This window comes from Marinobacter antarcticus (genome assembly GCF_011049865.1).
Lineage (GTDB): Bacteria > Pseudomonadota > Gammaproteobacteria > Pseudomonadales > Oleiphilaceae > Marinobacter > Marinobacter antarcticus_A.
This window is the reverse complement of sequence record NZ_DRGY01000149.1, coordinates 1-20,613: the sequence shown is the minus strand read 5'-3', so window position 1 is coordinate 20,613 and position 20,613 is coordinate 1. Positions and strand designations below refer to the sequence as shown.

The window sequence follows — 20,613 nt, the reverse complement described above, 5'->3', positions numbered from 1 at the left end:
TGAAGTCCCGATCGTGAGAGATAAAAAGCAGCGTACCCGGGTAACGGCGCAACCAATTTTCCAGCCACAGGCAAGCGTCCAGATCCAGGTGGTTGGTGGGCTCGTCCAGCAGTAACAAATCCGAAGGCCGCATCAGCGCTTGGGCAAGATTCAACCGAATCCGCCAGCCGCCGGAAAAGGCCGATACAGGCCGATCTGCATCGCCGTCCTGAAACCCCAATCCGCGCAGCAATGACTCGGCTCGCCTTGCAGCAGACCAGGCTTCATGGATGTCGAGTTCGCCGTGTATGTGAGCAACCGCGTTATCGTCGCCCCGGGTCTCAGCCTTTTGAAGCTCGCGCTCAAGCCGACGCAAATCGAAATCGCCATCAAGAACGAAGTCCCGGGCACTCCGATCGGTTGCCTCTACTTCCTGAGCCATATAGGCAATGCGGCAGCCGCCGGGCAGCGACACACTGCCCTGCTCGGGCGCCAACTCACCCAGCAACAGCTGAAAAAGGCTGGATTTACCGGCACCGTTGGCGCCGACGATGGATACACGCTGGCCGGATTGCACCGTCAGAGCGACGGAATCTAGCAACCAGACGCCACCTCGTTGTAAACTGAGATCAATTATCGTTAACATATTACCGTATAGTCAGCGTGAGATTATCAGGGGCGTTTCAGTGCTCATACCAGTCAACTTTGAAACCTGCCCGGATTTGCCGTTGAAAACCATGGAGTTGCCCGCACATCTGGAACCAGACAATCCGCTATGGCGATTTGCACTGGCGTTCTGGCAACAATCGCCGGCACAGGAAACCTGTCTTGCCCTTCAGAATGAGGGCTGGCACATAACACGTATTTTATGCGCCGGATGGCTTGCACTGAACGGCAGGGCATACACCGGAATTGAGGACGCTACGGTAACAGAGTGGCGCGACCGTGTAACCGGCAGCGTGCGTGCTATTCGCACGTCAGTGCCGAAGGCGCAGGCTTCATACAACGCTCTGCGAAAAAACCTGGCCAACGTTGAGCTGGAGTCAGAGTGCATTGAACTGGCCTTAGCCTGGCACACTCTGGAAGCGCCCAACCCGGAATCGAACAACATGCAGGCACACGAACGTGACAAACTCATTGAACACAACCTCGCTGCTGCTGCACCGATGTCCGGCATGACCGTGAACACCCGGCAGCATGTAAGCTCACTGAGCGATATTCTCGCGGCCTTTCAACAGGAAGACGCACCGCCATGATGATCAAATGGCTTGTTCGGCTGTCGTTTCCTGCGCTCGGTCTGCTATTGTTGCTGATGATTTTCGGGCTGAAAAGCCCTGATCAGACACCCGAGCCGGCGGTGGAAAGCGCGCCGTCTGAAATACCCGCTTTTGAGGCTCTGGTGCCCTCTCCTATTCTTACGGAAGGCCCGGATATCGTGTTCAAATGGCAGAGTGACGACGGTAGCTGGCATTTCGCCGACCAACCACCCACACAGGGTTCATGGAACACACTGGCCATTGAGCGAGAAGAAAAAAACCGGATACCAGACCGAGCCTTTAACCCTGAGACCGAATGGGAATCGCCATACAACGCTCCCTTCTCCCTTAGCCCAAGGGCCATCAGCAACGGAAGCTAACGGCATATTCGTGACGGTGAAGGACAATCTTTGCCGCCTTAACAGATGTTCAGTGGAATCTGCGCGCTGAACCCGTTACCTTTTCCCCTCTGAACAAACACAACGCCTGGGCACTGGCCCACTCCTTAATGACCAAAAAGGACGATGTAATGAAAAAAACGCTGCTTGCACTGACGATGACCGGCCTGATTGCCGGCTGCTCAACGCCCCCTGAGGCCCCGGCAGACCCTAAACTGGACTCGAACGACCAGAAGGTCAGTTATGGCATGGGTCTGGTACTGGGCGAGCGAATGGGCAACGACCTGCCAAACCTGCAGATGGATCAGTTTCTTCAGGGTATCCAGCATGGCCACGACGGCGATGACGACACAAAGCGCATGAGCCGTGAAGAAATCCAGCAGGCTATGATGGAATACCAGAAGTCACTGCAGGAAGAACAGAACAAGCAAGTAGAAGAGATGTCGCAGAAAAACATGGACGCAGGCAAAGCTTTCCTTGCAGAAAACGCCGAGCGCGACGGTGTTCAGACAACCGAATCCGGGCTTCAATTTGAGGTGTTGGAAAAAGGCAACGGCGAGCAACCGTCTGCGACGGATACCGTGAAAGTACACTACACTGGCGAATTGCTGTCTGGTGAGGTTTTTGACAGTTCCCGCGAGCGCGGCCAGCCAGTAACTTTCGCTCTGAACCAGGTCATTCCAGGCTGGACTGAGGGCTTGCAGCTAATGAGCGAGGGCGCCCGCTACAAGCTTTACATTCCATCTGACCTTGCCTACGGACCGGGTGGCAATCGATCCATTGGGCCGAACGAAACACTGGTTTTTGATGTGGAACTGCTCAGCATCAACCCGGAAGATGGCAAAGAAGACGCTGCTTCCAAGTAACCTGATCGGCTCATACCGGCCAAACGGAAGTCACAAAAAAGCCTCAGCCAGCGTCACCGCTGCTGAGGCTTTTTTTGTACCCACCGGCCATCAGACTGGCGCCACTTTGTCCGCATGCACAGTGTGAAGATGCTCAATCAGAAAATCTTCCATCTCGAAGCGGCTTTCCAGCGTTTCGCCCAAACGGGAAAGCTCTTCAAACAGAGCTTTTGCATCCTGTTCAGACAACTTGTCTTCATCCAGTTGGTCATTGAAATTGAGGGCCGCTTCTGTACTTTTTTCAATGCGCGGATAAAGCTTCGCCGCCAGTTCCAGGCCACCGTCATTGAACTCGCGAGCTTCCCTGACCAGTTGTTCGTATATTTCAAAATGACCGGTAGACACGTAATCGACCAGAACTTCACTCAGTCGCAAAAACTTTTTCTTCAAGGCATCTGTCTGCGAAAAATCGGATTCCCCCGACAAATCACAGTAGTGAACCAGCAATTCCTGACGATCCTTGAGCCAGCGATCTATCAGATCGCTGACGCCACCCCAACGCTCTTGGGCATTTCGGCAATGTTCCAACATGACGCCTGCTCTCCGCATAATAGTTCGGCCATCCGGCCTTGATACTGATATTGCTTAAGGCCAGCATCAAGTTACCCCATGCCCACTGCCCGCCGCAACCGTTTCAGCCAGCGCCCCAGCCTTTTGGTTTTCCCCGGTGAAAAAGCATGCCCAGGCCCAAAATAACCAGCAGAACGAAAAATATAGCCGTCCAGCCGGGGATGCTCAGCCCAAGAAAACGCCAAACCACCGCCGCGCAGTCTCCGGTGCCTCTGAGGGCTGTGGTCAGTACATCCGACCAGGGAAGCACTTCAAGCATATAGTCCACAGAAGGCCCGCAGGCGGGCACTTGATCAGCGGGCAGGTTCTGGAGCCAGAGCTGCCGAACTGCCATACCCAGACCCGCGCCGGCCGTTACCGCCAACAACAAACCATACACACGCAGCCCCAACTGCTTTGGACCGTGCAAAGCCGCCACAAGACTCACCAATCCAGCCCCCATAAAGCCGAAACGTTGAAGCCAACACAGAGGACAGGGCTCAAGCCCCATCACGTACTGCATGTAAAACGCCACACCCAACAACCCGGCGCAAAGTGCAAAAACACAGGCAAAGACTGCTCTTCCTTTCACAAAGTTTCCTCAGTTTTCCACAAATAATCCGCCTGGCCTGCTATTCTCGGCTTATTCGGCGGAAACGCTGCTGATTTTGTCACTAAACCCTAAACCATGACGAACTGCAAGCTTATGACACCTCAGCCAAAATTCGTTTTATTCAGCCTTCTTCTGTTACTTTCATTGCCGCCAGTCGCTTGGGCAGAAGGCGCTCCTGAAGCGCAAGAGGACATCGCAGAAGAATCCGGCATCACGGATTATATTGCCATGGAACCGCCGTTTATTACTCACGTGGGTAACACCACCGCCGGCAAGCTGACATACCTGAAAGCGTCAGTCAGCCTCCGGGCGTCGCGACAAACCACCCGATCGGCAGTGGAAGCCCATATGCCGAGGCTGCGTCACGAACTCGTGATGCTATTCGGTGAACAAACCGATACGGCGGTGTTGACCACAACAGAGGGCCAGCAAGCACTCCGTGAAGAAGCGAAATCAAGAATAAACGGTGCGTTGGAAGAGCAGCAAACCGGTGAAGCAATCACCGGCGTGCTGTTTACGGAATTCGTAGTGCAAAAATAGAGCTCAGGCCATCAAGACCGCAGATATTGCTCAAGAAAAGCACTGAATTCCAGGGTATCCGAAGCCTCCATCTGCCTCTGCTCTACAAGAGAGTCTTTACTCGCAGCGGCAAACGCCGCGTTTAAGCTGGCCTCCATGCCTTCCTGTCGGAGTACGGTCTGGTGTTTGAGCGCCATCTCCATGCCCCAGTCACGATGCCCTAACCCGGAAGACTGCATGGCATCAATAACCCGCGCAGAAGGCACCTGGCGATCACCGGACAAGATGCCGCGCTGGGCTGACAGGGCGTTGCGATAAACCTCACCACCGCTCCAGCCGTCGAGTATCTCTGCCAATGGCTCGAGGTTCTCTAACAGCGTTGCAGCGGCCTCGGCTATAGGCGTGCGCTCGCCGCCCCGGCACAGGGTGAGCTCGCGGTTACGACCTTTGGCGACCACATCTTTGAAGTTGTCATCCAGCATATCGCACTCAGCGTCGTCGATTCTCGGCGAATCCGACAGCAGGCAATCAAGAAGGAAGAGATCCAGAAAGTCTACCTGCGCCTCATTAACGCCCACGGCAGAGAACGGATCCAGATCAAGGCATCGCACCTCGACATACTCCACGCCGCGGGCGTCGAGCGCCTGAATAGGCTTTTCTTCACGCTGGGCCGTGCGTTTGGGGCGAACCGCACTGTAATATTCGTTTTCTATTTGCAAAACGCTGGTATTGATCTGGATAAATTCGCCATTGCGCTGGGTGCCCAGGGCTTCGTAGGCTGGCCAGTTTGTATGGATAGCCCGGTCCAGCGTTTGGGTGTAGGTGCTGAGTTTATTGAAGCAGATGTTTAACGACGACTGGGCATTGTTGTGGTAACCCAGATCACCCATGCGCAACGACGTCGCCTGCTCACCAAACCAGCTACGATTGTCAAAACGGCTGAGGTCGTGACGCATATCGGCAACAAAACTCGCGTCCAACGCCGGCGAAGCGCCGAACAGCAGCATGAGCAGCCAGCTTCGTCGGCGAAAATTACGGATCAGCCAGAAATACTGGTCGGATTTGAATTCCTTCATGCTCTGTTGATTACCGAGCACGCTCTGCCATTTTTCCCAGAAGCTATCCGGAAAGGAAAGATTGTAGTGAGTGCCGGCAATGCTTTGCATCATACGCCCGTAACGCACCGCCAATCCCTGCCGATAGACGTGCTTGAGCCGCCCGATATTTGACGACCCATACTCGGCGATGGGAATACTGGCGTCGCCTTTCAGTTCACAGGGCATACTGGCCGGCCAGAAAACCTCATCGCCCAGGTTTTGCTGAACAAAACTGTGGGTGTTGCGCAAAGACGCCAGTAACTCCGACGTGCTGCTGCACACCGGCGTAATCAGCTCCAACAGAGACTCGGAATAGTCCGTTGTAATCGACGGATGCGTAAGCGCAGAACCCAAGGCCTCTGGGTGCGGCGTCTGTGCGATGAACCCGTTTCGATCAACGCGCAAACCTTCTTTTTCTACCCCTTTCAGAAATCCTTTCCAGTCGCTGGCGGCGAACTGGCGGAACACAGAATGCCGGGATTCGGCCATGATTGACTCCTGCTGCAGCCGATTGTGCCTTGCGTGCAAAACCGGCTGATGGAAATAGTTGGAACGGCTTAACGCTTATCCTTACGGGCAGACGCAAACGCTTGAGCCAATGCACCGGCGGTGGCGCCTTGATCAGCGCTTTTGCTTTGCCCACGATGTGGGGGCTTGGCCGCAGATTTTGGCACCGCTTTGCCACCCGGCTCGTCATCCATACGCATGGACAGTGCAATCCGTTTGCGGGGAATGTCTACGTCCATCACCTTGACCTTCACGATATCCCCTGCCTTGACCACTTCACGGGGGTCCTTGATGAAGGTATGGGAAAGCGCCGAAATATGAACCAGCCCGTCCTGATGAACACCAATATCCACGAACGCCCCGAAGTTGGTAACGTTGGTAACCGACCCTTCCAGCACCATCCCGGGCTTGAGATCACCGAGGGTTTCCACGCCTTCTTCAAAGCTTGCAGAACGGAACTCCGGCCGAGGGTCCCGACCCGGTTTCTCGAGTTCTGAGAGAATATCCCGAATAGTCGGCAAACCGAACTGTTCTGTTACGTATTCCTGTGGATTCAAACCCCGCAGAAACGCGGCGTCGCCGATAACTCCCTCAACTTTTCGATGATTCTTAGCGGCGATAGCCTCAACCACACCGTAAGCTTCGGGGTGCACCGATGACCGGTCCAGCGGATTCTCGCCGCTGGCGATGCGTAGAAAACCGGCTGCCTGCTCAAAGGTACGGGCGCCCAACCGGGCAACCTTTAACAGTTGCTTGCGATTGCGAAACATACCGTTCTGGTTGCGGTATTCCATGATATTTTGGGCGATGGTCTGGTTAAGCCCCGACACCCTTGCCAACAGCGGCGTTGACGCCGTATTCAGGTCGACGCCGACACCGTTCACACAGTCTTCAACAACGGCATCCAGGCTACGGGAGAGCTGAACCTGGGATACATCGTGCTGATACTGGCCAACGCCAATGGATTTCGGTTCGATTTTGACCAATTCGGCCAGCGGATCTTGCAAGCGCCGGGCAATGGAGACAGCGCCACGAATCGTTACGTCCAGATCGGGCAACTCTTTGGAGGCAAACTCCGAGGCAGAATAAATTGAAGCACCGGATTCGCTCACCACAATGCGCGCCAACTTGAGCTCCGGATAACGCTTACTCAGATCGCCCACCAACTTTTCAGTTTCACGGGATGCGGTCCCGTTGCCAATGGCAACCAGCTCAATGTGGTACTCACGGCACCAGGCTGCGAGCTGCTCAATGGCCTTGTCCCACTGGTTCCGGGGCGCGTGGGGGAAAATAGCGCCGTGTCCTGCTACTTGTCCGGTGCCGTCAATAACCGCAACCTTTACACCGGTGCGCAGGCCAGGATCCAGCCCCAGAGTTGGGCGCGGGCCCGCAGGTGCCAACAAAAGCAGGTCTTTCAGATTGGCTGCAAACACGTTAATGGCTTCGGTTTCAGCCGCTTCACGCACCTGGCTCATCAGATCGGTCTCAATCTGCGTGGACAGCTTTACACGCCAGGTCCAACGCACCACCTCTGAGAGCCATGTATCAGCGGCGCGGCCATTATCGCGAATGTTCCATCGGGCGGCAATGCGCTGCTCCGCGGGGTGCGGCTGACGCCGGTCGTTGTCCCCGTCACCGACGATCAGCGTGTAGGCAAGAATGCCTTCATTGCGCCCGCGCAGTATGGCCAACGCCCGGTGCGAGGGCACTTTTTTCAACGGCTCTGAATAATCGAAATAATCACGGAATTTGGCGCCTTCGTTTTCCTTGCCTTCGATCACCGCAACTTTTAATTGCCCTTGCTGCCAAATGAAGTCTCGCAGTTCACCCAACAGTTCGGCGTCTTCGGCAAAACGTTCCATCAGGATATAACGGGCGCCGTCGAGTGCGGCCTTGGCATCCGCAACCCCGGCATCTGCATTGATGTAATGTTCTGCTTCGGCTTCCGGCGCTATCGAGGGATCACCGTACAGGGCGTCTGCCAACGGCTCCAACCCCGCCTCCCGGGCAATCTGGGCTTTGGTTCGGCGTTTCGGCTTGTAAGGCAGATATAGGTCTTCCAGGCGATTCTTCGCATCGGCGCTTTGAATGCTGGCTCGCAGCTCGTCGGTCAGTTTGCCTTGTTCTTCAATGCTTTTGAGAATCGTGCCGCGACGGTCTTCCAGCTCCCGAAGGTAGCGCAAGCGTTCTTCAAGCGTGCGCAACTGGCTGTCATCCAGAGAACCGGTCACCTCTTTTCGGTACCGGGCAATAAACGGAACGGTGGAACCTTCGTCCAGCAGGGCGATGGTGGCATTAACCTGTTGCTCGCGTACGCCAAGTTCGTCAGCGATGCGCCTGGAGATACTGTTCATGCAACCTCTGTCTGATGCGTTTCTGATAAAGCAGCAAAGGTACAGCGGCTTACAGTTGCAGGCAAGCGGACTGACCACGCTCGTTCAGGAATTCCAGAAGATCAGCCCAAGGCATGGGGCGCGCATAAAAGTAGCCTTGAATTTCATCGCAATGGTGTTGGCGCAAAAATTCCAGTTGGCTTTCCGTCTCAACGCCTTCCGCGACCACACTGATCTGAAGGCTATGAGCCAGGCTGATAATCGCACGGATAATGTGCTCCGCATCCGCCGAGTGCCCCAGGGCCTGCACAAACGATTTGTCGATTTTCACCAATGAAATAGGCAGGTGCTGAAGATTGCTGAGAGAAGAAAAGCCGGTGCCAAAATCATCAAGCGCAAAGCTGATGCCCAGCTGATTAAGCTCGCGCAGGCAACGCTGGGCGTATTCCGGATCGTGCATCATGGCACTTTCGGTCAGCTCCAGTTCCAGCAAGCTGGTATCAACGTTGGCGTTGAAAATAATGCGGAATATGGTTTCAGTCATCTTGCGGTCGTGGAATTGACGAAATGAAAGATTGACGGCAAAAACGAGCCCGGGAAACCCGAGTTCAGCGGACGCCTGCAGGCGCTTGCACGCCTGTTCGATCACCCAGTAACCAATGGGGACGATCAGGCCGCTGCGCTCGGCGACGGGTATGAACTCGTCTGGCCCAACCAGACCCCGTTCGGGGTGGTTCCAGCGCAACAGACACTCAACGCCACGAACGTCGTTTGTGGCCAGATCGATTCTCGGCTGATAGTACAGCTCCAGCTCATTGCCTCTGAGGGCATTGCGCAGATCCGCTTCCAGCCTGAGCTGGTAACCCGCTGAAATGTGCAGTTGGCGATCGTAAAACCGATAGCTGGTACCGGGGTCACGCTTGGCCTCAAACATCGCCCTGTTCGCCCGGCGCATCAGGTTTTCGGGGCTGTCTCCGACCTCCGGGTACGTGGCCACGCCCAGGCTGGCACTGACCACTACGCTCTGGCCATCCATCATTACCGGCTCATCAAGCGCGCTGACCACTTTGCGTATGATCTGGGTGATATCCAGGGAGTCTTCTATTTTTTCAACAATGATGGCGAGCTCATCACCACCAATACGCATTAACGAGTCTACCCGGCGCAATCCCCGACGAACCTGAGTGGCCACTTTGATCATCAGCTGATCACTTTTCTGGTAACCAAAAGACTCATTAATACTGCGGAAGTCATCGATATTCAGGTGCAACAACGCCAGCCTGTAACTGCCCCGCTGCGCTCTGAGCAGGGCTTGCTGCAGCCTGTCGAAGAACAGATCCCGATTAATAAACCCGCTCGCCACGCCGCGGCCCAGCGGACTTTGGGCCGAATTAGCCAGTTGCTCACGGTACCAAAGGCACTTCACGGCCCGACAAAAACTCCAGTGATCAAGCTCTTGACGGCTCATATAATCTGCCGCGCCACCGGCAAGTAAATCCGGTGCCCGCTCACGCGGCGTTTCTGCACTTAATGCCAAAACAGGACGACCGCCACTGGCAACGGCCAAATACTGTAAAAATGCGGTTTCTGACCCACCGTGAAAAACGCAATCCCAAACAATAATGTCGAACTTTGCGTTATGAATAAGATCGTCGCAGTCCACAAGATCCGGGCACCAGGTTGAATCCGGGCCCATTTCGGGGTCGCCCGCCAGCAGCGCACTGAGCCAGAGAAAATCGGCATAGTCCGGCGTCAGAACCAAAACGCGAAGCTGGTCATGTCCGACAATTTCCAGTGGCAAAGTCATTAATCAGAATCCATGGTTTTGTTAACAATAAATCCGCTGTGCTAAAAGGATAGCTGATAGATCGACAAGGTACAGCCGGGCTGGTGTAGACTATTGTACTACCGAAGACCCCCGTCCCAATCCATTCTGGCCGTGTATTTGTGAACAAACTCAACCCGCGACAAAACGAAGCTGTCCGCTACACCGATGGTCCGCTGCTGGTGCTGGCCGGTGCCGGCAGTGGCAAAACCAGTGTAATTACCCGGAAAATTGCCTACCTGATTGAGCATCTGGGCATACCGGGGCGTCATATTGCGGCGGTGACATTCACCAACAAGGCCGCCCGCGAGATGAAAGAGCGGGTGAGCCGGATTGTTGACCGCAAGCTGACCCGTGGGCTGATTGTATCCACATTTCACAATCTCGGGCTGAATATGATCCGGGAGGAACATACTCATCTTGGCTATCACCCCGGCTTTTCGATTTTTGACGCAGAAGATGCCAAAGCCCTGCTCCGGGATTTAATGCTACGAGAAGCCAGCGCCGACGCCGGCGATGAACTCAACGATGTCCAGATGACCATTTCGTCCTGGAAGAGCGCCCTGCGCGGACCCGCCGAAGCATACAGCAAAGCGGCGGACGAGCGGGAGCAACGCATTGCCATTGTCTACAAATATTATAGCGAGTACCTGAAAGCATACAACGCCGTCGATTTTGACGATTTGATTCTGCTGCCGGTTCAGCTGTTCCGCAACAATCCGGAGGTGCTGGCAAAATGGCGCCGGAAAATCCGCTACATGCTGGTGGACGAGTACCAGGACACCAACCTGTGTCAGTACGAGCTGGTAAGAATGCTGGTCGCTGACCGGGCCGCGTTCACGGTGGTGGGCGATGACGACCAGTCGATTTACGCCTGGAGGGGCGCGCGGCCGGAAAACCTGGCTCAGTTGAAGGACGATTTCCCGAGTTTGAAGATAGTGAAGCTGGAGCAGAACTACCGGTCCACGTCCCGCATTCTGCGCAGCGCCAATACGGTTATCGCCAATAACCCCCACGTGTTCGAAAAAGCGCTGTGGAGCGATCACACCATTGGTGACGAAATCCGCATTGTACGGTGTCGCAACGAAGACGCAGAAACCGAGAGGGTTGCCACCGAAATTCTGGACCAGAAGCTGAAGAAAGGGCTGGCGTTCCGGGACTTTGCGGTGCTTTACCGGGGCAATCACCAAGCTCGCCTGCTGGAGATAAAATTGCAGGGCTACCAGATTCCCTACCGCATTTCGGGCGGCCAGTCGTTTTTCTCAAAGAATGAGATCAAGGACGCCATGTCTTACCTGCGGCTACTGATCAATCCGGATGATGACGCCGCTTTCCTGCGGGTGGTGAATGTGCCGCGACGAGAAATCGGCCCGCGTACCCTTGAACAACTTAGCCATTACGCTCGGGCTCGCAACGTCAGTCTTTTCCGGGCGCTGAGTGACATGGGCGCAGAAACCCACGTAACCGAGAAAGGGCTGGATCGGCTGCGGCGTTTTGCGCACTGGGTGGATGCTACCTGCAAACGGCTTCACGAAGAAAATCCGGTACCTGTTATCAAACAGCTGTTCACCGATATTGAGTACGAAGAATGGCTGCACCAGAATTCGGGCACACCGAAACAGGCCGAGCGGCGTATGCAGAATATCTGGTATCTGGTGGACTCGATCCAGCGCATGCTGGACGACGGCAAGGGCACAGCCGATGAGTTGGGCATAGAAGATGCCATCACCAAACTGATCCTGCGCGACATGATGGAACAGCGTGAAGAAGAGGATGACAGCGACAAGGTACAACTGTTGACGCTCCATGCTTCCAAGGGCCTGGAGTTTCCTCATGTTTTTATTCTTGGGCTTGAGGAAGAAATTCTGCCGCATCGGTCCAGTATTGAAGAGGGTAATATCGAGGAAGAGCGGCGGCTGATGTACGTGGGCATTACCCGCGCAAAAGAAACGCTGACACTCACATACGCGGCACAACGCAGGCAGTATGGAGAAAAAATAGAAACCATTCCCAGCCGGTTTCTGGACGAGCTTCCTGAAGGCGACGTGCGCTGGGAGGGCACAGGAGATCTGGACGCCGAGGCCAACCAGAAAAAAGGCAAGGCTACGCTGAGCGCGTTGCTCGGTGACCTGGGGCTGTAATCGCAAAAACCCCCGCGGTGTGCGAGGGTTCTCAAAAAGAGCACGGTCGAAAGTGCTCTTGAGGCTTATAGAGAGAGCGCTCAGGCTAACTGCTTTCGCCTACGATGTACTCAACCGCAGCCTTAATTTCTTCATCCGGGCAATTGGCGCAACCGCCTTTAGCCGGCATGGCGTTATAACCATTCACCGCATGCTTGATCAGCGTATCCATGCCCTGATCAATGCGCGACGCCCAAGCACCGGCATCCCCTTTTTTCGGAGCGCCGGCTGCGCCCGTGGAATGGCATGCCATGCACACAGCGTCGTATACTTCGTTACCTGCGCGGGGGCCAGCACTGGCTGAATCAGAAGCCGCAATCGCTTCACCGCATTGATCACCCTGCAGACACACCTCGCCCACCGGCTGTATGCGCCCACGGATTTCGTCTTCAACATTTGCCATAGCAGCTCCGGCCACTATGCCAAAACCGAGTAATACGACAGCCAGGACTTTCTTCATCTTCACAATGCACCTCGCATTAGAGCGTTATAATCTTTATGGGCCGCATTATAGCGACTGAACCTCGGCAAAAAAACCGGATAGCAAAACCATAACTTGATTTCTACTATTTTTATTGTCATCCCGTAAGCGTGGAGACTCTTTCCGGACATCCGGTTACCATGTTGCAGCTTACACCAGAAATTCCAGGAACCGATGCATGAACAACCCGGAGAAACCCTCCCCGCACCCGCTTCGCAAAACGCTTTTAATCATCGAATTCAGTGCGCTGACGGTGCTTTTGGCTTCCATGGGGTGGTTCTCACGCCAAACTGATCCAGGTCATAGTATCAACCCCGCGTGGCTGCTGATACCTGCCGTTGCCAGCCTGGGTGTTTTTTCCAGTTTCATTGGCCTGATGTATATACGCTGGGTTATGGCGGCCAGTGCGGCCGACCAACTTCGCCACAAGATTGTTTTTTCACTGCTGGCCATCACCCTGATCGGTGTCTGGATATACGGTATTGCCAGCACGTGGCACAGCCTCAATGCTATTTAACGAGACCCGGAGTATGACCCCATATCTGACGTCCAGAGCGCCACTGGCTGTTGTGCTTGCGCTGTTCTGGCCTACATTCGCGATTGCAGCGAACACCGCAACAGGCCAGGAAATGGCCGTTGAAGATTGCGCTCTGGTGAAAGACGGCGTGCAACGCCTTGCTTGCTACGATTCCTTCAATCAACCCCAGGCTGCCCGCGACCAGGCCACCGAGGCTCAGGTTGAAGATGCAGAAAAAGTGAGCGATACCCTGGCTCCTGATGGCAAGAACCCCGAAGAAGCCGACGGCAAGTCTAGCAAGGTTGATCCCGACGACGGTGCGATGACCAATATTGTAGACAGGCATCTGAAGGCGGAGAAGGCCCTGTTTTCGTTTTCGGGTGGTTTTCTCAGCTATCGGCCAACCTACATCATGCCGATCACCTGGATGGACAACCCCAACCAGGCACCAACCAGCCCGAGGCTGGGCGCTACCGGTTATGATTACGGTCTCGAAAACGAAGAGGCCAAGTACCAGATAAGCTTCAAAGTTCCGCTGCTAACCGGAGTGCTGGATGACAAGACTACCCTGTGGTTCGGTTATACCCAGCGTTCATTCTGGCAAGTTTACAATCAGGACGATTCAGCCCCCTTCCGGGAGACCAATTACGAGCCCGAAGTCTTCCTGCGCCATCAAGCCAACTGGAATCTGGGAGCGGTCACGTTGAGCGGTATGACTCTGGGTGTTAACCATCAATCCAACGGTCAATCGGAGCCCCGCTCGCGGAGTTGGAACCGGGTGATGGCAAGCGCGGCCTTTACTCATGGTCGCTGGTTGTTTGTTGTGCAGCCCTGGTACCGGATTCCCGATAGGAAAAAAGATGACAATGCGGATATCGAGAGTTATTTAGGGCATGCCAGTTACAACATTGTGTATAAGCTTGCGGAAGACCGGACCTTTTCTCTGAAGCTTTTGAACAATCTACGCTCGAATAACCGCACGTCACTGGAGTTTGGTTACAGCTTCCCGTTGGGGGATACGATCAAGGGTTTTTTCCAGTACTACAACGGGTACGGGGAGAGTCTGATTGATTACAATCATCGGGTTGAGCGGTTTGGGCTGGGGATTATGCTGAACGACTGGCTTTAAGTTTGGTGCTATGCCGAGGTGCCGGTGAAGTGTTCGGAAACACGCTGTGAATACTTCCCTGTACGCTTGGCTACGCCATCCATGGCTTCGCACAGTTTCCGAACACCTCACCGACAACTCGGCCCAGAGCTTGGTCGCGCCGCTACTGCAAGGGCATATTACTTATTCAACCGCTCCATTTCTGCCAGCAGTTCTTCCGTTTTTGCTTTCATCAACGGTATGTCACCACGGGCCTCAACGTTTAGGCGAACCACGGGTTCGGTGTTGGACATTCGCAGGTTGAAGCGCCAGTTTTCGAATTCAACGCTGAGGCCATCAACGTGGCTGACGCTTTTTGCATCCGCGCCGTATTGTTGCTCGATCGCTGCGATAACCGTTGGGGGGTTATCAATGGTGCGGTTTATTTCGCCGCTGGCCGGGTAGGCTTCAATGCGGGCGTTGATGAGGGAGGAGAACGGTTTGCCGGATTGGCACAGGCGTTCAGCGATCAGCAACCAGGGGATCATGCCGCTGTCGCAGTAGGCGAAATCCCGGAAGTAGTGATGAGCGCTCATTTCCCCGCCGTAAACGGCGTCTTCGTCGCGCATGCGTTGTTTGATGAAGGCGTGGCCGGTTTTGCTTTCGATGGCTTCGCCCCCGGCTGCTTCTACCAGATCCTGCGTATTCCAGATCAACCTCGGGTCGTGGATCACTTTGCCGGGGCCGGTTTTGCGCAGGAACTGATCAGCCAACAGGCCAACGATGTAATAGCCCTCAATAAACCGTCCGTTTTCATCGAAGAAGAAGCAACGATCGTAATCGCCGTCCCAGGCAATGCCCATAGCCGCACCATGCTTGATTACCGCGTCGGCCGTGGCGGCGCGGTTTTCTTCAAGGATAGGGTTGGGCACTCCGTTGGGAAAGTTGCCGTCTGGCTGGTGGTGCACTTTGATAAACTCGAAAGGCAGGTGTTTCTCGAGTTCGTCGATCACCAGGCCCGCGCCGCCGTTGCCGGCATTAACAACGATTTTCATCGGGCTCAGAGCAGCCGCGTCTATGTATCCCAGCAGGTGATCCAAATAAGCACCGGCGACTTCCAGTGTTTCATATTTGCCCTGCACAGGTGCGTCATCAAAGGGCCCTCGCACCCGGTCGCGAATGTCGTTCAGGCCATTGTCAGAACTGATCGGGCGGGATTCCGGCCCAACCATTTTCATGCCGTTATGATTCTTGGGGTTGTGGCTGGCGGTCACCATGATGCCACCGTCCATGCCATAGTGGCTGGTGGCAAAGTAAACATATTCCGTGCCGCACAGGCCTATATCAAACACGTCGGCACCGGCCGCCCTCAAGCCTGCGCTCAGGGCTTTGGTGATTTCCGGGCTTGAGAGACGGATGTCGTAGCCGACAACGACTTTTTTGGCGCCCGTGATCTCGACGTAGGCACGCCCGATACGCTCGGCAAGGGCCGGATTCAGCTGTTCCGGCACGCTGCCGCGCAGGTCGTAGGCTTTAAAACAGGACAAATCCATTGTCGATCTTTACTCCGCAGCAGATTGCAGTTGGATGTAGTTTTGAATGCCCATCTGCTTGATCATTTCCAGCTGGGTTTCGAGCCAGTCAATGTGCTCTTCTTCGCTGTCCAGAATGCCGCGGAACAGCTCACGACTTGTGTAATCGTTTACAGCTTCACAATGGATAATCGCGTCTTTCAGATCCACGTGCGCGATGTGCTCGATTTTGAGATCACACTCGATCATTTCCTGAACGTGCTCACCAATCATCAATTTGTTCAGATCTTGCAGGTTAGGCAGGCCATCCAGGAACAAAATACGCTCGATTAGCTGATCGGCATGCTTCATTTCGTCGATGGATTCTTCGTATTCCTTGGCCGCCAGCTTGGCGATGCCCCAGTCTTTATACATACGCGAATGTAAGAAATACTGGTTTATAGCCGTCAGTTCATTGCCAAGAACTTTGTTGAGAAACTGGATGACTTTCTTGTCGCCTTTCATTGCAGCACTCCTTGTTCTCAGCCGACTCATTGCCCTTTTGACGAAAAGCATAGTCGGCTGGCGGGTTCGGGTTCAGAAAACTCTTTAAGCTCTCTAGGCTAAGTTCTCTCGTTACCCAACAAGAATAGCGCGTTAAGGCGTATTACAAAATTGCGGAAAGGAAATAAATCCCGAGGATCGTCAGGCGGGGCTTGCCAACATGTTTGCCAGAGACAAGTAATCCGGCGAGCGGCTTTCACGCAGAATATTCCGCGCCGTGCAGGCACAACGCCCGCATTGGGTGCCTACGCCCAGCTCTTTACCAAGCTGGCGCATGGAAGACACGCCGTTTTCTGCAGCTTCGCGGATGTCCCGGTCTGTAACTCCGTGGCAAAGGCATACGTACATAATGCAAGCTCACCAACAATATTAAAGGTAGTGATAATTATTGTCATTAGCATCATGGATTGCAAGCCCATTGAGTTAAATTTGTGCAACGGATTGTTTCAGGCCTCTGCCTCACGGGTCAGATTTCGGAAACCTGAGCTCACAACCAGCACGTTATCTTCGATCCGTATCCCCCCACACCCCTGCAATTCCTCAATCAGTGCGCGGTTCATGTGGTGCCCGAGAGCGCCTGACAGAAGCGGCTCAAGCAACGACGGTATGAAATACAACCCTGGCTCAATGGTAACCATCATGCCCGGCTCCAACGTTCGCATCAAACGAAGGAAGGGCGCGTCGGCTGGAGGCGATATCGGCTTGCCGGCAACATCGTGTACCTGAACACCAAGAAAATGCCCAATGCCGTGTGGAAAAAAGACCCGGGTAACGCCTTCCGATACCATTTTCTCATCACTCAGGCCGCTGACCAGCCCTGCGGCACTGAGCAGGGCTGCGATGCCCAGATGCGCTTTACGGTGGATGTCCAGGTAATCCACGCCCGGGCCTACCATGCTACAGAGCCGGAGCTGCAACGTTTCAAGCCCGTGGACCAGCGCGCCAAAGCGCCCTTCCCCCACACCCGCCGTCATGCGGGTAACGTCGGAGCAATAGCCCCGGTAGCGCACTCCGGCATCCATCAGTAAGCTGCGCGATTTGGCAGGCGCTGCGGTGTCGTAATACTGGTAGTGCAACGTACCCGCGTGCTCGTTTACGCCGATAATGCTGTGATAAGGCGCATCGGCCTCGCGCTGCTGTGTTGCGTGCTGGTACGCCAGGTTGATTTCAAACTCACTTGCACCGGCGAGGAACGCATTACGGGCAGCACGGTGACCTGTCACTGCCAGCTCGTTGGCGTGGGCCATGCAGGCTATTTCGTAGGCTGTTTTGTGCACCCGCGTTTCATTAAGGCCATCAAAAAGCGCATCCGGATTATGCTCACCGGACACGTCCGCCAGTAGCGACGGATCACCGATAACCGCTGTTCGACTCACACTATCCAACCCAGGGGCCGAGTGGTTATCACTGAACCGAAGCTCGAATTCCGCAAGCCAGGGCTCTTGTGCCAGCTCAAGGTTCGCATGCCAAAAATCAACAGGTTGATGCAATGAGAGCAGTGGTTTATGGCCTTTGCGGATCAGCAACCACGAGTTTTCAAAGCCGGTAAGCCCCGTCCAGTGCACAAACGGACCATAACCCTGAAAATGCCACGACTGATCATCTCCAAAACGCTTGGGTGCAGCACCGGAACTGATCAACAGGCTGTCATAACCCTGGTCTGCCAAAACCTGTTCATAACGACTCTGCAGAATGCGCACGTGATCGATCTGAAGTGACAGCAAAGCGGCTTTAAGCATTTCAAACTCCCACCAAGTTTTCAAAAAGCGCTCTAGAGTCGAAAAACAAGGGGCAATATCAACGCCGTAAAAACGCCCGTCAGCCCCATACCCAAGGACGCAAAAGCGCCGGCGGTGTGGCTGATTTCGAATGCCCTCGCCGTACCAATGGCGTGGCCGTTAAGCCCCAGTGCAAATCCAAGGATGCGTTCATCGTCGACCGGCAGCCATTTGGCCAGCAGGTCGACAAACAAAGTGGCAACCACGCCCGTTATCAACAAGCCACCCATCATCAGGGGCACCGACCCGCCCAACTGCTCTGTAATACCAATGGCAATCGGGGCCGTCACAGATTTTGGCGCAAGTGACGCCAGCACTTCCGGCGTGGCACCCAGTGCCCAGGCGATCACCACCGCATACACTGCCGCCAGCGTGGCCGCCAGTGGCAAGGTGACGACAATCGGAACCCACATGGCGCGTATGTGGTGAATCTGCTGATACAACGGAATCCCGAGAGCCACCGTCGCCGGCCCCAGCAACACGGTTATCCACAGAGCACCCTCCTGATAGCTCAGATAATCCACCGACAGACCAGCAATCACCGCCGCCAACATCACGGCCGAAAGCACCACCGGGGGCATCCACAAGGGCCGGCCAATACGGGCAAACAGCCAGTTTCCGGCAAAAAAAGCGCTAAGGGTGAGCCCGATTGCAAAGATCGGGCTGGCAGACAAAACGTCGGGGATAGCGATAAAACGCTCAGCCAACTCACTCATCTTCAAAGCTCCGCGTAGATACACGAACCACGCCTTTCATCAATAAAAGCGTGCTCAGCACGCTCAAAAAGGTGCCCAGAAGCAATGCAGCGGCCACCGCCAGAAACTGCCCGGAGAATTGAGACGCCATGAAAAACACACCGACCACACCCGGCATAATCAGCAATACCAGTATGGAGATCAGTGCCTGACTGGACAGCGCCAACTCATCGCTTACGCGACCACGCAGCATCAACGTGACCGTCATCAGAATCATACCCAGCACACCGCCGCTGACCGGAATCACAAAAACCAGCCGCAACGCCTCACCAAAAAGAAAAAACAGAACCAGTATCAGAAAACCACGCAACATCGCCATGCTGTCTTGCTCATAAGCCGGAGAATTGCATTACACTAGCGCAAACCAACATCTTGATACCACTGCAGGGAATCCATGGCGATCAAAGCAACCATTTTTAAAGCCACGCTCAATATTGCTGACATGGACAGGCACTACTACAGCGATCATCAGCTTGTCCTTGCCCGGCACCCCTCAGAAAATGACGAACGCATGATGATTCGCCTGCTGGCCTTTGCCTTGAACGCCGCTGAGAGGCTGGAGTTTACCAAAGGGTTGAGCACAGACGACGAGCCGGAAGTCTGGCAGAAAAGCCTGAGTGACGAGATTGAACTGTGGATTGAATTGGGCCTGCCCGACGAAAGCCGTCTGCGCAAAGCATGCAACCGCTCACGCCAGGTTATCTTGTACGCCTACGGTGGCCGAGCGGTGCCTCTATGGCTGGAGAAGCACCAGAACAAGCTGAGCCGTTTCAAAAACCTTACCATTATCGAACTTCCCAGCGAGCCCACTGAAGCTCTGGCTGCACTGGCTGAGCGGAACATGAATTATCAGGTAACGGTGCAAGACGGCGAGGTGTCTTTCAGCAATGAAAGCGCACTGGCGAGCATCATCCCAGTCACCATTTTTCCGTAACAAAGGCCGGCCCTCGCCACAAATTCGGGGCTGGACAGTACTCGCTTGCACACGTAAGATTGCGCACTCGAATTTGATGCACCGACGTCAGCTCGAATGCGCCCATAGCTCAGCTGGATAGAGTACTGCCCTCCGAAGGCAGGGGTCGCAGGTTCGAATCCTGCTGGGCGCGCCATATTTTTCAAGGCCTTACGTGAAAGCGTAGGGTCTTTTTAATTTCCTGTGTCCAAAATGTGTCCAGGGTGTGTCCACAAATTTAAGCTGCTTTTTCTTGGTGCGGTAATTGTGACCTTTGCCTTGTTTCAGCACAGAGGCATTTGGACACAAACAATTCGAATGCTTTCTAGCGCCTTACGGACTCTGAATCAACCTGCAAAGGCCGCACTTTCAATAGGGCGTATTTCATGAAGCGTATTGAAGATCCCTTCAATTACCCGATCTTTACCTGCGAATAACGCCTCTGGCCCTCCGGCATGAAATGCTGTGAAGGGAGGCTCGTAAAGAGCGGAAGGTTCAATCACCCCTCGTGAAGCCAGCTGCTCAATAACTGTCTCGACAAATCGAATCTGAGCAGCTGTAAGACTTGTATCTGTCAAAAAATCTGAGAACGCTTGTTTGGCAGTCGCTTCGTCCATTCCTACAAGGCTTCGCACAAAGTATGGAAGCGAAGGAGCGCCTGAGCGCTCTAAAAGTCCCGATAGCATTGTTTTGCCATCATCCTCGCCGAGCCGAATCAACATATCTTCAAGAGCCTCTAGTGTAGTGCGTCATTCTGTTTAGAACTTAATTTTCGATTTGCTCGCACCACCTTGCTCAGTATGTCAC

The 20,613-nt window shown here is 54.5% G+C and carries 21 protein-coding genes, 1 tRNA gene and 1 pseudogene; 9 read left to right on the top strand and 14 right to left on the bottom strand.

Going from position 1 to position 20,613, the window contains the following annotated elements; all coding sequences use genetic code 11:
* A partial coding sequence (locus tag ENI00_RS18040) for an ATP-binding cassette domain-containing protein (RefSeq protein WP_304105531.1) occupies positions 1-625 on the bottom strand: 625 nt, incomplete at its 3' end.
* A 40-nt stretch (positions 626-665) separates the two neighbouring features.
* Here ENI00_RS18040 and ENI00_RS18035 point away from each other — a divergent pair.
* The 3 genes from ENI00_RS18035 (at position 666) to ENI00_RS18025 (ending at position 2,499) form a co-directional block, all read left to right on the top strand.
* The gene (locus ENI00_RS18035) at positions 666-1,235 is read left to right on the top strand and encodes a DUF2390 domain-containing protein (protein WP_304105528.1); all 570 of its coding nucleotides are present in this window, start codon (positions 666-668) and stop codon (positions 1,233-1,235) included.
* Positions 1,232-1,615: a DUF4124 domain-containing protein gene (locus ENI00_RS18030; protein ID WP_304105526.1), complete on the top strand. Its 384-nt coding sequence runs from the start codon at positions 1,232-1,234 to the stop codon at positions 1,613-1,615. Before ENI00_RS18035 ends, ENI00_RS18030 begins: the two co-directional genes overlap by 4 nt.
* A 149-nt stretch (positions 1,616-1,764) precedes the next feature.
* The gene (locus ENI00_RS18025) at positions 1,765-2,499 is read left to right on the top strand and encodes an FKBP-type peptidyl-prolyl cis-trans isomerase (protein ID WP_304105523.1); all 735 of its coding nucleotides are present in this window, start codon (positions 1,765-1,767) and stop codon (positions 2,497-2,499) included.
* 90 nt (positions 2,500-2,589) lie between these two features.
* Here the strand turns inward: ENI00_RS18025 and rsd are convergent, their stop codons facing one another.
* Both rsd and ENI00_RS18015 read right to left on the bottom strand, forming a co-directional pair.
* Entirely contained in the window at positions 2,590-3,069 is a 480-nt protein-coding gene (gene rsd / locus ENI00_RS18020; protein ID WP_304105520.1) for a sigma D regulator, read from the bottom strand.
* Positions 3,070-3,172: 103 nt separating this feature from the next.
* Positions 3,173-3,679 carry a disulfide bond formation protein B gene (locus tag ENI00_RS18015; protein WP_304105517.1) on the bottom strand — a complete coding sequence of 169 codons (507 nt, stop codon included), beginning with the start codon at positions 3,677-3,679 and terminating at the stop codon, positions 3,173-3,175.
* A 114-nt stretch (positions 3,680-3,793) separates the two neighbouring features.
* Between ENI00_RS18015 and ENI00_RS18010 the strand changes: the two genes are divergently transcribed.
* The gene (locus ENI00_RS18010) at positions 3,794-4,240 is read left to right on the top strand and encodes a flagellar basal body-associated FliL family protein (RefSeq protein WP_304105514.1); all 447 of its coding nucleotides are present in this window, start codon (positions 3,794-3,796) and stop codon (positions 4,238-4,240) included.
* Between the two features lie 11 nt (positions 4,241-4,251).
* On the opposite strand, the gene gshA is transcribed toward ENI00_RS18010, so the two are convergent.
* From gshA to ENI00_RS17995, 3 genes are all read right to left on the bottom strand, one after another.
* Positions 4,252-5,805, bottom strand: coding sequence for a glutamate--cysteine ligase (gshA, locus tag ENI00_RS18005; RefSeq protein WP_304105511.1), 1,554 nt, complete (start codon positions 5,803-5,805; stop codon positions 4,252-4,254).
* Between the two features lie 68 nt (positions 5,806-5,873).
* A complete protein-coding gene (locus tag ENI00_RS18000) occupies positions 5,874-8,177 on the bottom strand; it encodes a Tex family protein (RefSeq protein ID WP_304105507.1) in 2,304 nt (767 codons plus the stop codon).
* 49 nt (positions 8,178-8,226) lie between these two features.
* Positions 8,227-9,963, bottom strand: a complete 1,737-nt coding sequence (locus ENI00_RS17995) for a bifunctional diguanylate cyclase/phosphodiesterase (protein WP_304105504.1) — start codon at positions 9,961-9,963, stop codon at positions 8,227-8,229.
* Between the two features lie 140 nt (positions 9,964-10,103).
* Between ENI00_RS17995 and rep the strand changes: the two genes are divergently transcribed.
* Positions 10,104-12,122 (top strand): DNA helicase Rep, encoded by a 2,019-nt coding sequence (rep, locus tag ENI00_RS17990; RefSeq protein WP_304105501.1) that lies wholly within the window; start codon positions 10,104-10,106, stop codon positions 12,120-12,122.
* Positions 12,123-12,207: 85 nt separating this feature from the next.
* On the opposite strand, the gene ENI00_RS17985 is transcribed toward rep, so the two are convergent.
* Positions 12,208-12,621, bottom strand: coding sequence for a c-type cytochrome (locus ENI00_RS17985; protein WP_304105498.1), 414 nt, complete (start codon positions 12,619-12,621; stop codon positions 12,208-12,210).
* A 199-nt stretch (positions 12,622-12,820) separates the two neighbouring features.
* Between ENI00_RS17985 and ENI00_RS17980 the strand changes: the two genes are divergently transcribed.
* Together ENI00_RS17980 and ENI00_RS17975 are read left to right on the top strand one after the other, a co-directional pair.
* Positions 12,821-13,159 (top strand): hypothetical protein, encoded by a 339-nt coding sequence (locus ENI00_RS17980; RefSeq protein ID WP_304105496.1) that lies wholly within the window; start codon positions 12,821-12,823, stop codon positions 13,157-13,159.
* Between the two features lie 13 nt (positions 13,160-13,172).
* A complete protein-coding gene (locus ENI00_RS17975) occupies positions 13,173-14,288 on the top strand; it encodes a phospholipase A (protein WP_304105493.1) in 1,116 nt (371 codons plus the stop codon).
* Between the two features lie 158 nt (positions 14,289-14,446).
* Here ENI00_RS17975 and ENI00_RS17970 read toward each other — a convergent pair whose 3' ends face one another.
* The 6 genes from ENI00_RS17970 to ENI00_RS17945 form a co-directional block, all read right to left on the bottom strand.
* Positions 14,447-15,799, bottom strand: a complete 1,353-nt coding sequence (locus tag ENI00_RS17970; protein WP_304105490.1) for a phosphomannomutase — start codon at positions 15,797-15,799, stop codon at positions 14,447-14,449.
* A gap of 9 nt (positions 15,800-15,808) precedes the next feature.
* Complete coding sequence (gene bfr / locus ENI00_RS17965; RefSeq protein ID WP_304105487.1) at positions 15,809-16,282, bottom strand: bacterioferritin; 474 nt, start codon at positions 16,280-16,282, stop codon at positions 15,809-15,811.
* 180 nt (positions 16,283-16,462) lie between these two features.
* A complete protein-coding gene (locus ENI00_RS17960; RefSeq protein WP_304105484.1) occupies positions 16,463-16,669 on the bottom strand; it encodes a bacterioferritin-associated ferredoxin in 207 nt (68 codons plus the stop codon).
* 98 nt (positions 16,670-16,767) lie between these two features.
* A complete protein-coding gene (gene pepQ, locus ENI00_RS17955) occupies positions 16,768-18,060 on the bottom strand; it encodes a Xaa-Pro dipeptidase (RefSeq protein ID WP_304105481.1) in 1,293 nt (430 codons plus the stop codon).
* Positions 18,061-18,092: 32 nt separating this feature from the next.
* Entirely contained in the window at positions 18,093-18,815 is a 723-nt protein-coding gene (locus ENI00_RS17950) for an LrgB family protein (protein WP_304105478.1), read from the bottom strand.
* Positions 18,808-19,173: a CidA/LrgA family protein gene (locus ENI00_RS17945; protein ID WP_304105475.1), complete on the bottom strand. Its 366-nt coding sequence runs from the start codon at positions 19,171-19,173 to the stop codon at positions 18,808-18,810. Before ENI00_RS17945 ends, ENI00_RS17950 begins: the two co-directional genes overlap by 8 nt.
* A 75-nt stretch (positions 19,174-19,248) precedes the next feature.
* On the opposite strand from ENI00_RS17945, the gene ENI00_RS17940 reads away from it, so the two are divergent.
* Together ENI00_RS17940 and ENI00_RS17935 are read left to right on the top strand one after the other, a co-directional pair.
* Entirely contained in the window at positions 19,249-19,788 is a 540-nt protein-coding gene (locus tag ENI00_RS17940; RefSeq protein WP_304105472.1) for a YaeQ family protein, read from the top strand.
* 98 nt (positions 19,789-19,886) lie between these two features.
* A tRNA-Arg gene (locus tag ENI00_RS17935) sits at positions 19,887-19,963 on the top strand.
* A gap of 190 nt (positions 19,964-20,153) precedes the next feature.
* On the opposite strand, the pseudogene ENI00_RS17930 reads toward ENI00_RS17935, so the two are convergent.
* Positions 20,154-20,537: pseudogene (locus ENI00_RS17930) on the bottom strand (type I restriction-modification enzyme R subunit C-terminal domain-containing protein); the annotation flags it as partial.
* Positions 20,538-20,613 lie beyond the last annotated feature (76 nt).